This is a genomic window from Clostridium beijerinckii, assembly GCF_018223745.1.
GTDB lineage: Bacteria > Bacillota > Clostridia > Clostridiales > Clostridiaceae > Clostridium > Clostridium beijerinckii.
Genome location: NZ_CP073653.1, coordinates 2,783,769 through 2,797,655, shown reverse-complemented (window position 1 = coordinate 2,797,655; position 13,887 = coordinate 2,783,769). Strand labels below are relative to the sequence as shown.

General features: G+C 29.3%; 11 protein-coding genes. 4 read left to right on the top strand and 7 right to left on the bottom strand.

What is annotated here, in order from left to right; genetic code table 11:
• Window positions 1-13: 13 nt before the first annotated feature.
• Entirely contained in the window at window positions 14-1,474 is a 1,461-nt protein-coding gene (locus KEC93_RS12755; RefSeq protein ID WP_077868719.1) for a GH25 family lysozyme, read from the bottom strand.
• Between the two features lie 432 nt (window positions 1,475-1,906).
• Between KEC93_RS12755 and KEC93_RS12750 the strand changes: the two genes are divergently transcribed.
• Both KEC93_RS12750 and KEC93_RS12745 read left to right on the top strand, forming a co-directional pair.
• Entirely contained in the window at window positions 1,907-2,056 is a 150-nt protein-coding gene (locus tag KEC93_RS12750; protein ID WP_023974640.1) for a hypothetical protein, read from the top strand.
• Window positions 2,057-2,467: 411 nt separating this feature from the next.
• Window positions 2,468-2,857, top strand: coding sequence for a thioesterase family protein (locus tag KEC93_RS12745; protein WP_012058693.1), 390 nt, complete (start codon window positions 2,468-2,470; stop codon window positions 2,855-2,857).
• Window positions 2,858-2,923: 66 nt separating this feature from the next.
• Here KEC93_RS12745 and KEC93_RS12740 read toward each other — a convergent pair whose 3' ends face one another.
• From KEC93_RS12740 to KEC93_RS12720, 5 genes are all read right to left on the bottom strand, one after another.
• Window positions 2,924-3,529 (bottom strand): TetR/AcrR family transcriptional regulator, encoded by a 606-nt coding sequence (locus KEC93_RS12740; RefSeq protein WP_077869906.1) that lies wholly within the window; start codon window positions 3,527-3,529, stop codon window positions 2,924-2,926.
• Between the two features lie 363 nt (window positions 3,530-3,892).
• Window positions 3,893-5,221, bottom strand: a complete 1,329-nt coding sequence (locus KEC93_RS12735; protein WP_077869908.1) for a TolC family protein — start codon at window positions 5,219-5,221, stop codon at window positions 3,893-3,895.
• 233 nt (window positions 5,222-5,454) lie between these two features.
• Window positions 5,455-8,544 (bottom strand): efflux RND transporter permease subunit, encoded by a 3,090-nt coding sequence (locus tag KEC93_RS12730; protein WP_077869909.1) that lies wholly within the window; start codon window positions 8,542-8,544, stop codon window positions 5,455-5,457.
• A 12-nt stretch (window positions 8,545-8,556) separates the two neighbouring features.
• Window positions 8,557-9,852, bottom strand: a complete 1,296-nt coding sequence (locus KEC93_RS12725) for an efflux RND transporter periplasmic adaptor subunit (protein ID WP_077869910.1) — start codon at window positions 9,850-9,852, stop codon at window positions 8,557-8,559.
• A gap of 59 nt (window positions 9,853-9,911) precedes the next feature.
• Window positions 9,912-10,535, bottom strand: coding sequence for a TetR/AcrR family transcriptional regulator (locus KEC93_RS12720; protein ID WP_243099138.1), 624 nt, complete (start codon window positions 10,533-10,535; stop codon window positions 9,912-9,914).
• 449 nt (window positions 10,536-10,984) lie between these two features.
• Between KEC93_RS12720 and KEC93_RS12715 the strand changes: the two genes are divergently transcribed.
• Together KEC93_RS12715 and KEC93_RS12710 are read left to right on the top strand one after the other, a co-directional pair.
• Entirely contained in the window at window positions 10,985-11,662 is a 678-nt protein-coding gene (locus KEC93_RS12715; RefSeq protein WP_077842923.1) for a response regulator transcription factor, read from the top strand.
• Window positions 11,655-12,689, top strand: coding sequence for a HAMP domain-containing sensor histidine kinase (locus KEC93_RS12710; protein ID WP_077869912.1), 1,035 nt, complete (start codon window positions 11,655-11,657; stop codon window positions 12,687-12,689). The genes KEC93_RS12715 and KEC93_RS12710 overlap by 8 nt, the downstream gene beginning before the upstream one ends.
• A gap of 346 nt (window positions 12,690-13,035) precedes the next feature.
• Here KEC93_RS12710 and KEC93_RS12705 read toward each other — a convergent pair whose 3' ends face one another.
• Window positions 13,036-13,746, bottom strand: coding sequence for a YdcF family protein (locus KEC93_RS12705; protein WP_051144863.1), 711 nt, complete (start codon window positions 13,744-13,746; stop codon window positions 13,036-13,038).
• Window positions 13,747-13,887: the final 141 nt, after the last annotated feature.

The following is a 13,887-nucleotide window of genomic DNA, read 5'->3' as shown; positions in this document are numbered from 1 at the left end:
TTGGGTGAAACATTTAATTGCTAAGAATATCTTGTGTAAATTCATCTAAGTCTACATCTCCATAGATTCCATCGATAACACCTTTATCTGTATATTGATGTCCTGCTCTAGAATTCCATACACTATTAGCTGGTAAGTTAAATGGACTCTTATAATAATTTGCTTCCCATAATGTATATTTAGATAATCTACTATCTAAATTATTTTTTATAAAATCTGAATATGTATATATACAAATGTCCATATTACTTAATTTTTTGAATTCATCTATGAACCTTAATGCATAACCCATGACATCAAATCCATCTTGTTCTATATCCAAAGCAGGTTTTAGGTCATTCTGCTTATCCTTTATGTTATTGTAAAAATTACGTGCTTGTGTTTCAGGAGAGCTTGTCCCAACTAAAAAATGATAAAAACCTGTATTTAATCCAGCATTTTGAGCACCACTATAACTAATTCCCAAATAATTATCCACATAGGTTGTCCCTTCTGTAGCTTTTATGTATACACATTGGATCCCTGAAGCTTTGACTCTTTTAAAATCTATGTCCCCATTGTAGTGACTAATATCTATACCTTTTAATAAAGTATCAGAATTATTATTGACTGGATTTCCTGGCCCTATCTTCTTGCCATCAGAACCGATTTTATAGCCATCTATTGTAGAATTTGTAACTAAAGCTCCAGATGATTTATCTAAATAATAAGTATCACTTCCAGAATTTATCCATCCTGTTGACATTGCTCCACTAGATTTTAAATAATACCACTTTTCATCAATATTAACCCATCCTTTAGCCATTGCACCAGTATCATATAAATAATACCAAGTTCCATTATCTTTAATCCATCCAGTTGCCATGCTTCCACTACTGCTAGAGTAATACCAATTATCACCTGATTTATACCATCCTGTAGCCATTTCACCACTACTATAAAACATGTAAATTTTATTATCAATTTTATTTAGTCCTGTTACCATGGCCCCTGAACCGTTTAAGAAATACCAAACGTTATCTAATTTCCTCCAACCAGTAACCATACTGCCTGATTGATCTAAATAATACCATATGCCATTGACATTAAACCATCCAGTTACCATTCTTCCATCGTATTTTAAATGATACCACTTGTTATCTGGTTTTATCCACCCAGTTGCTCTTGTATTATCTGATTTATAGTAATACCAGTATCCATTCTCTTTTTTCCACCCAATAGTTGATGTTATGTTAACTTTTCCATCACTACTATTTACAATATCTTGGGTACTATATTTATAAATAACATTTAATTCACTTGGCTTATTTTCAGGTATACCTGGATTAGGAATTTCATCTGATATATTGCTAACAGTATTGCTAGATACTACAGTTGAATCAGTAGTTGTAGCTTGTACATTTATCACTTGTCCAAAACTTATACTAGTTAATAAAACAAGTATAAATGAAGTAAGTTTCTTTCTAATATTCACATGGATCATTCTCCTTTTAATTTTCATTAAGTGCTTACTTATTTTTTAATCCGCTTCAAATCAACTCATCTAAAATTATACAATTAATGTCATTTTCAATCAATTGATTTACTATGGATATGAAGGGAAATAATAGAAGTTAAATTCTTATGTAACTTTCTAATTTCTTCTTTTAATAAATCATCATTGGAATTATACTCGCTATTTATCATCTAGTGGCATAAATAAAATTTACTATAGGAAAAAATTAATAAATCTAACCTATACAACATAGATTTATAATAAGAGTGGAACAAAAAACTATTATGCTTTTTTATTCTACAAAAAAAATGTATTATACTGGATAATAATTATTATTTATTAATAAAATGTTGCAATTTTCCGAATATTCCAATATAATTAATATAACATATAGGTAAGGAGTGATGTTAAATGAAAAAAATACTCTCTAAGGCTTTTGCTAAGAAAATTATCGAATTTTTGATATATGGTCCAGGGTATAAAGCTCCTGAATATGCATATGTTCGTGTAACTCCTCCATCTTCTAACAGAGATATTTGCGAAGATAAATTGAGGCGATAAAATTATATTTTTAATATAAACAACTTATTAATAGTAAATATTTACGTGTGCATATAGAAAAAATAACTAGTAGAATTTAATCTGCTAGTTATTTTTTATTAACAATTTCTAATATACCTTTGAAATATAATTGTTTTAGTTTCTTACTCACTTTTTTATTATGTTTCATATTTAATTTTCATAAATTTTCCTTTTTAACTTTAAAACAATTTATACTTAAAACCATAAATATTAAAAAAATGTTTTATTTTAATATTAAAAACCTCTCTTTAAAAAACTACAATCTTTTTCTTAATCCTTACCAATTTTTATTATTCTTGAAAAGTATGAAAATATTTAGTACTATAAAATTATTATAATGAAACATATTTAATAATCAATCTATATTTATTGAGAGGAGAAATTTGTTCGATGGAATTTAATTTAAATGAAGGTACTTCATATATCAAAGAGTTTAAAGTTACAGAAAATGAAACAGCTATAAAAATGGGATCAGGTGATCTAGAGGTCTATGCGACCCCTGCTATGATTGCTCTAATGGAAAATGTATCAAAAAGTTTAGTAATAGAGGAACTTCCAAGTGGTTATACTACAGTGGGAATTGACATGAGTGTCAAACATATTAAATCATCTCCAATTGGCGCAAATATAAAATGCAAATCTACCCTTACAAAAGTAGATGGAAAAAAATTATTTTTTGATGTGGAAGCAAGTGATGACCAAGGTACTATCGGAAAAGGTTCTCATATAAGGTTTATTGTAAACTCAGAAGATTTTATGAGAAAAACTAAAAATTGCTAAATAAATGATAATAACTATATTTAAAGAGATTCTCTCTTTAAATATAGTTATTGCTTTAAGATTGATTTAAATTGGACTTACTCCGATACTTTTCCACAAATATTTAAAATTAGTTTTGAATAATAAATTTATATCGATATTTTGATTCATTGCCCAAAGGACCATAGAACTTTGCAACATCGACACAATACTCTTTGATGTAGATAGAGAATCAATTTCTGGCAAAACCTCACCTAATTCTTTTCCTTCTTCTACAACATTGTCTATCCCTTCCAATAATCTATGGTTAAAATCATTTACTAAATTTTTATTTTCGTAACTTTTTAATCCTTCAATTGTTATAAATGTGACAGCAATATAGTTAAATTTATTTATATTTAGAATCTTTTTTAAATATGGTATTATTCCACAATATTTTATAAAAATTGTTTTCAGCTTTTTTTTTGCGGATTCATTGCATAAATTGGTAGCGCCTATAATTTCATCAAAGTATGGAGAACAAAACTCTTCTATCACTTTATATATAAGCTCATCTTTACTTTTAAAATACTTATAAAAAGCACTTTTATTTATGTTAATTTGTTTAAAAATATCTCTAATAGACACTTCAAAAAAACCATTTTCCATAAATAGTTTGATAGATGACTTTAAAATTTTTTCTTTAATTTCCACCCTAAAATTCTCCCTTTTTTATTTAGCATTTTCCACCATTAATAAAAAAAACAAACTAAATATTATAATATAAACTTAGTTTGTACCATTTTAATGCTGCTGAACTTTTATATATACGTTATAATTCTAAAAATATTGCAAGAATTTCAGCCGTAATTGTGAATTGCAACATATATATTATAAATAATTCATACTAATCACCTTATTTATATGGTAATTAGTATGAATATATTTCTGAAGTCTTTAACTCTCTAAAATCTGAATTTGAAATTAATATGTTCTTATTTCTTAAGTATTTTAACCATTAGGTTTGTAAATAAGCTAATATTTATTTAAGTATTATAAAGTTTCTTAATGTTAATTCTATTTTGCTCCTGAAAATGCTATCCAAGGTTTTTGAATTTCTTGCTTTAATGTGTTATAAGTATCAATTTGACTTCTTAATTGAATGTTTAAATCTTCACTACTCAAAACTTGGGTATTATAAGCAGATTCAGTTATCATTCCTAAGTCATATTTAAGTTTTGCATCACTAAGGTTCTTATTACTTAATTCTATATTTTGTTTAATATAATTAATATTATCTTCTGCTGTAATAAGATTTGTATAAAGTGTTTTTAGTTGGTCTTTAAACTGCTTTTTACTCTCGTTTAAATTAGTTTGATTTTCATCAATAGTTAGCTTTGTGCCTAGGTATGACAAACGTGCAGGTAATGCATTTGAATATTTGCTTTCTGCTTTATCATATGCTTCTTTTTTTTCATTAATTGTTTCCTGATCAGCAGGATCAGTACTATTTTTAACGTCATCATATTCTTGTTTTGCATGAGCCGCAGCTTCTTCCAAGTCATTAACTCCACTAGCACTTAACTCACTTATTTTATATTCATTTCCTGATACAGTTATATAATTATCTTTATCATTATAATACTCATTATTAATCTTAACTAATTGTTCACTGTATTTTAAATAATTATCTATAACTTTATCTAAGTAACTATCTATAGATCCATCTATTTTAAATGCCTCATACGGAATATCCTGTTCCAAAGCATATTGTGTTACATCCTTACCTGTCAATACTTTAAAGCTATATTCAGCGTCCTTTAATGTATTTTCACTTGTTTTTTGTGTTATTTGTAAATTTTGAATTTCAAGTTCAGTTGATTTCAAATCACTTGATGTTACCATTCCTAGACTGCTTTTGAGTTTTGCATCGCTTAATGTCTTGTTTTTAATTTGTAATTCTTTTTCAGCTTTATCTATTTTTATTTGACTTGTAACAATATTGTTGTATGCTTTAGTAACTTTTTGAACTAAAACATCTTGATCAAAATCCCTTTGCTGTCTAGCCTTATTTGCATTAGCTTCTCTAGTATCATCATTAAAGTCTTCTTCATCCCCACTAACGTCTTTAGAATCATCTAAATCTTCATTTATGTCATTAGTCTTATCTTGGTAAGTTATTTTACTAGTATCAAGTTGTAATATTTCGCTTATGCTGATTGCCTCTTTTACAGCTTCATCTAAAGTAAGTAATGGCTTTCCGTTTACGATTTGTGAATTTGTTGCAGTGCTTGTACTAGTAGTTGTTTGTTGAGTTGAATCTGCTGCAAGTGCTGGTACAACGCTACCACTCATAACACTAATCCCTATTGCAAATGCTATTATCTTATTTATATTTTTTCTCATGTATAAATCTCCTCTTCATTAATATTTATTTTAATATAAATTCGAATTCTCTTTTTATTTACTAGATTATTTTTCTGTTATAGATTTATTTTACTATAATTTTAATGTTTAGTAAATGTAGTAATAATTTAGGATTTACTCCTTAACCTTGTATTTAAGCTAATACACTTTATATATGGATCATACTAAAACTTAATTTTAGTATGATCTTATTAAAATTAGCAATTTCTTTGTTATATGCCTACATTTGATTCGCTATCAATTGGCGTTGATTTTTTTCTATGAATTTTTTTTGCAAATCTTTTTTTCAATCCATCAAGTATTGTATAAACTATTGGAACTACGAATAATGTTAATATTGTTGAAGTGATTAATCCTCCAATTACCGCTTGTGCCATCGGCTTACGCATTTCAGTACCTGCTCCTGTAGCTAATGCTGTAGGAATCATACCAAATATCATTGCTAAAGTAGTCATGATTATAGGACGTAATCTTACAAGCCCAGCTTCTACTAAAGCCTCATTTCTCGGCATTCCCTTTTTAATTCTTTCCTTTGCAGCATCAATAAGCAATATACCATTTTTAGCAACCAGTCCCATAAGCATTACAATACCTATTGCTGCCATCATGCTTAATTGACTTCCACCAACATATAATCCTATTATTGCTCCAATCAATGCTAGTGGTAGAGCGAACATTATAGCTATAGGGTCAACGAAACTTTCAAATTGGGCTGCCATAACTAAATATAATAAAAGAACTGATAAAACTGAATTTTGCACCAAACTAATCATACTCTTCTGCATAGTTCCATTCATTCCTCCAACAGACAAAGAAACTCCCGCCGGCAATTCACTTTTTATCTTAGCTAAATACTTATTTTGTAAAGTTCCAGTAGATAAACCTCTTACATTACAAGAAAGTTCGACTTGTGCCTGCTTATTGTACCTATGTAATGTTGAAGAAGTTGTTCCAACAACTTTTTTAGTTACTTCAGTTAGCGGAACAAGCTTATTGTTTGAACCTGAAACGTAAATTCCATCAAGATTACTAAGATTTTTACGCTGCTCATCTTGAAGCAAAACTTTAACATCATATCTATCTTTTCCACCATCATACTTAGTTACAGTTGAACCATTAAATAATGTAGCCAAGGTACTAGCTACGTCTGAACTGTTAACACCTAAATCAGCAGCTTTATCACGATCAACAGTCATTTTTACCTCTGGTGTACCTGAATTGGTATTAACACCAACATTAGTAGCATCTGGATCTTTAGCCATCTCTGCTTTCATCTTTTCTGCGAAAGCTTGAACTTTTGCTCTATCATCACCAACAAGATTAATAGCTACATCTTTTGAAGATCCGCCACCACCTCCCATAGATGCAGCTGATGCTGTAATATCCATTCCAGGCAGTATCTTTAGATCTGTTCCAAGTTTTTGCGCCATATCTCTCGAGCTAATCTTACGTTGTTTCTTATCTACCAATGTAATATTAACTGTTGCTTTACTATTAGTAACTGTTGAATATACATATTCAACTTCTGGATTTTTCTTAACAATCTCTTCAATCTGTTTAGTTTCCTTACTTGCAGTATCTAATGTTATTCCTGAATCAAAATTAGCATTAACTGTTATTTGTCCTTTATCAGTTATAGGTATCATTACGAAACCTAATGATGGAATAAGTGAAAGACTAGCTATAAACATAACTGCGCAAACAGCCAAGACTGTTATCCTCTTATGAAGAAGAAAAGCTAATAAATGTGAATATTTCTCGGCAAAAATGTCGAATTTATGATTAAACCATCCAAAAAACTTACCAATAAATGTTTTACTTTCTTTTCTTTCTGATCTAAGCATTCTAGATGACATCATTGGTACAAGGGTAAATGATACAAACAATGAAACTGCCATACTAAAAACAATTGTAAGTGCAAACTCAATAAAGAACTTTCCAATTATTCCAGCTATCATTGCCATAGGCAAGAATACTGCAATAACAGCTAAAGTTGTTGCTATTACTGCAAATCCAATTTCTGAGGTAGCATCCTTAGCAGCATCAATTGGATGTTTTCCCATATGAAGATGCCTTACAATGTTTTCTATAACAACTATAGCATCATCAATTAAAAGCCCTACTGCAAGTGATAATGCCATTAAAGACATAGTATTTAATGTAAAGTCCATCTCTTTCATACAAATAAAAGTAGTTATTATAGATATCGGAAGAGATGATGCACTTATAAGGGTACTTTCCCATTCATTTAAGAATAAAAATACAATAACAACTGCTAATATACATCCTTCTATGATAGTATTCATAACATCATCTACTGTATCTTTTATTGATGTTGAATTATCAGTAACAATATCAGCATGCATACCTTCTGGTAATGAAGTTTTAACTTGTTCTAATGCTGCTTTAGCTTCTTTTGCAACTTCTACTGTATTAGCACCAGATTGCTTAACGATATCAATACCAATTGACGGATTACCTTGATAGTAAGCTTGGCTTGTTTTTTCAACAATCCCATCTTCAACTGTTGCAATATCTTTTACTCTAATCTCTGTTCCGTTTTTGTTGGACACCAATATATTCTTAAAATCTTCTACTTTTTGTATTTTACTATTTGTTGTAATAGATATTTGGTTATCTCCATCAATAACTTTACCAGTTGACTGATCAATATTATCACTCTTGATACTATTTATTACAGCACCTGATGTAAGGCCATATTGTAATAATTTATTATTATCTAACTTTATATGAATTTCTCTTGTATCCTCACCAGATACATTTACGGCTCCAACACCCGATACCGCATATAACTTTGGCTTTAGAGTATTATCTACAAAGTCTGTCATTTTTTGATTATCAGTTGAACCATAAACAGCTATGGATATAATTGATGTTGCCGACATATCAAACTTAGAAATTATCGGATCATCAGCATCAGTTGGTAATTTACCTCTAACACTTGAAATCTTATCTCTAACTTCTTGTGCTGCAACTTCACCATTTTTACTTAAATCGAATTCTATAACAGTTTGTGACATCCCAGAGCTTACACTTGAAGTTATATTTTGAACTCCAGAAATTTGCTGTACTGCATCTTCTATCTGTTTTGTTACTTTACTTTCTATATTTTCTGGTGTAGCTCCGTTTTCTGTTACTACTACGGAAACATAAGGCATATCAGCATTTGGCATATCATTAAGTGTCAATCCCTTATAGCATACAAATCCTAAAATAGTAAGGACAATCATTATAACTGATATAAATACAGGTCTTTTAATACTAATATTTGCTATATTCATTTATTATCCCTCCTACTTATTTGTTGTATCATCTGCACCGCCATCTTGTTCAGAAGCTGTGTTATCTGAAGAACTATCGTCCTTTATAATTGCATCTACTTCACTACCCTCTTGAAGCGTACTTATATTAGTACATATTACCTGATCCCCTTCTTTAATACCATCTGTTATTTCAACGTTATTTTCATTAGTTTCACCAATTGTAATTTTTTGCTTTTTAGCTATTCCATTATCATTTAAGAAAACAGAATAATCTCCTTCGTTACCAGCTAAAGCACTAATTGGAACAGTTATAACTTGTGCTTTTTCCTCGCTAATAAGCTGTACCTTTCCAAAAATACCAGGTAACAGTGACTTATCGCCATTATCTATTTTTACTTTACAATTGAATACTCTAGTTGTAGCATCCGCTGCAGAGTCCATAGCTTCAATAGTGCCATCATATGTTTTATCATTTCCATCTACGGTAATTGTTGCAGCTTGACCTATTTTTACTCCAGTTATTTTCTCTTGTGGTACTTGTATTGTTGCATATACAGAGGATATATCATTAACCTTTGCAAGAGCTGCTCCCTGAGATGCCATCTGTCCTACATTTAAAACTTTATCGCTTATTACGCCACTTATAGGAGCTTTAATCACTGTGTTAGCTAAATCGCTTTGAGCCTTTTGCAAATTTACCTTTTGTGCTTCTAAACTTGCTTTTGAACTTTCAATGCTTGCTTTTGCCGATTCAATACTTGCTAATCCTGAACTATAATCTGCTTTAGAAGTGTTTAGAGCTTTTTCAGATGACTCAAGATCTGTTTTTGATATAGCACCTCCATCAAAAAGGGTCTTTTGTCTATCATAATTACGCTGTGCATCGTCCATAAGAATTTGCAATTTCTGTAGCGTTACTTGCGATGAATTTAGTTGTTGCTGCGTTGAATTTACTTGCTGCTCACTAACTTCTACCTGAGCTTGTGCAGTTTTTATACTATTTTGTATATCTTGGTCATCAAGCGTAGCTATAGTATCACCAGCATTTACATATTGTCCATTTTCAATCGACACAGCAACAACCTTTGCTGCTATCTTACTAGTTACTATTCCTTGCTGATAAGCTTCTAGTGTTGCTTTATATGAATCCCCTAAACTTTTTTCTTCTGCTTTAGCAATCTGTGCTTCAACAGTGGTTTTACTCACAGCAACAGCAGTAGTTTCTGCCTTTTTAGCTGAAAACAATTTGGTTTTAGCTACTGCTGCACAACCTATTACGGCTATAACAATTACAGCGTATATAACTATTTTTTTTACATTTTTCATGTTTCACACTCCTAATTTGTAAACATATAGTTTATTTTGTTAATTTATATATTATAAAATTAATTTTTCTTTGCACCAATTCCACCCATAATAAAATTTATCAGCTTTTCATTTTCCTCTCTTCTTTGTTCTACTGAATAATAATTTTCATGACAAGTCCGATGACAATGTAATGCCACCATTCCTCCTATAACATTTGTAGCAAAATCAATGTCTATGCCTGTATCCATTACCGCCCCCTCTTCTATACCTTGCTTTAGAATATTGTATGTAATATTTTTTCCATTTCTTTTTATATCTTTTATAAAATCTTCAAGATCACGTTTTGCTTCAGGATTTAATTCTGAAATCTCATTTGTTATATAATAACTTATCCTTCCAGCCCTTTCTATAACAGCATGCTCAGTTAATTCTATAAGCTTTCCTAGCTTTTTAAGAAATGATTCTTCTTGTGATATCTTCTGGTTTGCATTCATAGTGAAATTTCTATGGTCGTACTTTAAAGCTTGTACAAATAAATCATCTTTACTTCTAAAGTATTCATATATTGTACCCTTACCTATCTGTGCCTTGTCCGCAATATCCTGCATATTAGTTCCCGAAAAACCTTTTTTGAAAAATATGTCTATTGCAGCGGCAAGAATTTCATTTTCCTTATTTTTTAATCTTGCCAAAAAAACCACCTCACTTATAAAAATACTGTATTACAATAAATTACTGACTCATTATATTCACATTTTATTTAAATGACCGACCAGACAGTCAATGATTCACATGCAAATAAATCATTGAAATATTTTATATGTACATGAAAATAATACCACACTTTTAATTTTTATACTTTGTTTGTAACCTAAAAAATATCTTAATTTTTATGATTTACAAAACATATCAGCCTAAAATTATTTGGATTATTATTTATCTATAGCTATCATTTGCTACTTATGTTATTTTAATATGGAGTGTATCATAGAATTATTAACTGAATTTAAACTTTTCTATTTATTTCAAATTTAATTATTATAGTAAATATTTTATCTATAATTAAATACTTGAATTTATATATAGATATGATACTTTTAAACATAGATAAAAAAGTAGTATAATTAGTGCATAAAATGGAGGTATATAAATGTTTCATATTTTGATTGTAGAAGACGACAAAGAGTTAAGAGAATTATTTTCAACTGTTTTACTTAAAAATGGCTATAAAACTACTAGTGCGAAAGATGGAATCGAAGCGCTTAATGTTTTGGATAAGGAATATATTGATTTAATTATTTCTGATATCATGATGCCAAATATGGATGGTTTTGAACTAATAAAATCTATTCGTGATGCTCAATTTAATCTACCTATATTAATGATTACAGCTAAGGAAAGCTTTCAGGATAAGCAACGTGGTTTTCTTCTTGGAATTGATGACTACATGGTTAAACCAATTGATGTTAACGAAATGGTGTTAAGAGTAGGTGCATTACTTAGAAGAGCTCAGATTATTAGTGAAAGAAAGCAAATCGTTGGTGATACCATGCTTGAATATGATTCCTTGTCAGTATATCAAAATGGTGAGGCAACAGTCCTTCCACAAAAGGAATTTTATATTCTATATAAGCTTATTTCATATCCTAATCGCATATTCACAAGACAAGAACTTATGGATGAATTTTGGGGACTTGATTCTGAAACTGATATAAGAACAGTAGATGTACATATTAACCGTTTGCGTGATCGCTTTAAAAATAACATAGATTTTGATATCTTGACTGTAAGAGGACTCGGATATAAGGTGGTAAAAAATTATGAATGATAAACCAAATTTAAAATTAGGCTTAGTCTTTTCATTTATTATTTTTTCAATAATGTTTGTATCATCAGTGCTTACTGCAATTTTAGCCATAATCTTTCATCCAAATTTCTCTTCGGAAGCTAATAAGTTTCTTTGGCCAATTATTGATCTATCTATAATTAGTATAATAGTTGGGACAACCATATCAGCTATAATAGGTAAAAAAATATTAGCTCCACTAGTAAAATTTAGTGAAGCAATTATGGAAGTCGGAAAAGGTAATTTTAATATCAAATTAGATGAAGATAAGTATTACTACGTTGAAGAGCTACAAAAAATGTCTCAGAACTTTAATATTATGGTAGACGAACTAAATAACATAGAAACTTTTCGAAGTGACTTTATTGCTAATGTGTCCCATGAATTTAAGACTCCCCTTGCATCTATTGAAGGTTACACAACTTTGCTACAGGATAACAATCTAAGTAAAGAAGAAAAGTCTAAATATACAGATAAAATACTAAATAATACAAAAAGGCTATCAAGCTTAGTTGGCAGCATATTACAGATCTCAAGACTAGAAAATCAAGATATAATAGCAGAAAGAAGCAGATTCAAATTAGATGAACAACTAAGACAAACTCTATTGCTTTTAGAATCCAAATGGTCCAATAAAAATATTGACTTAGATATAGATTTAGACTCAATTACTTTTCATGGAAATGAAGAACTGTTGATGCAAGTATGGATAAACATACTTAGTAATGCAATAAAATTTACACCTGAAAATGGTACTATTAGATGCACTTTAAAGAAAGATAAAAACTGGATTACAACAAGCATTTCAGATAATGGCATAGGCATGAACGAAGATACACAAAAGCATATCTTTGATAAGTTTTATCAAGGCGATAAATCACATTCTTCTGAAGGCAACGGTTTGGGATTAGCCCTAGTAAAAAGAATTGTTGACTTATGTGGTGGAGAAATAGATGTATATAGTGAATGTAAAAAAGGATCTACTTTTATAATCAAGTTACCATGTTAATTCTTAATTTCTATAAACACAAAAAGGCTATCTTAATTAATAGATAGCCTTAAATTATATCTGCTTAGTTTTTTAAAAAATCCCATTTAGTTTTATAAAGTTAGTCTAATTTTGCTTGACGATTTCTATTTTTCAACTTTTATCGGTATCATAAAAAGCATTACATGCAATTAATACTATGCAAACCAAAATAACTACCGCCAACATACTTATCCCTTTCTAACTAAATATATAATCCTTTGTATTATTATATATTAATTATGTATATCTTGTGCCTGTAATCGTTTGTTGTTATAAATTAAATTTATAAACCCTGTTGTAGTGTAATTATTTCACAATCACGAATTTATTTATCAAACAATATACTCTTAATAACTGCAATGGATTCCCTAGCATATGTTGAAGGTACAAAATACCAAGGCATAGTGCTGGAATAATTATCAAAATTTTTATACCCATTCTTCTTTGCTAAAATACTACTTCTAAAAGCATGAAAGTCTGTTGTTACTATTTTTACTTTTATATCACTTATTGATTTGTTACTAAATTCTTCAATCTTTTCTTTAGAATATTTTAGATTTTCATTAGTATCTCTTGACTTATCCTCTAATATTATTTTGTTTTTTTCTATTCCTTTAGCCTGTAAATATTCACTCATGGCCTGTGCCTCTGATGTACTTTCATCTGTACCTTGTCCTCCGGATAAAACGATATATTGAGCTAAATTTTCTTTCGTACATTTTATAGCAATATCAAGTCTTTCCCGAAGTATTAAATTAGGAACTCCTCCATTATCAAGTCCTGCGCCAAGTACAATAATATAATCGTCACTATTTCGATTATACTTTGGATAGTTTATTATTAAAGCTTCTATTATTATAAAACAAATAAATATGATGCAAGATGATATTTTTATGTATCTAAAGATCTTATAAAAAAACACATTCTTTTTCATTCTCTTTTTAGAAAAGTAGTATACTAAAATTATAATTCCTAAAACTATAATTGGAAAACCAAACGCAATCCATAATTCCGATAACATATATCTAATTTTCATCAAACTCATCTCCTCCAGATTAATCATCTATACATAATTTAGTTAATCTTAAACTTCTTATAAATATTATATCTGTAACTGAGAAAGATGAAATACACTTATATAAATCTTATAAAATATATAATAATATCGTAATATTAT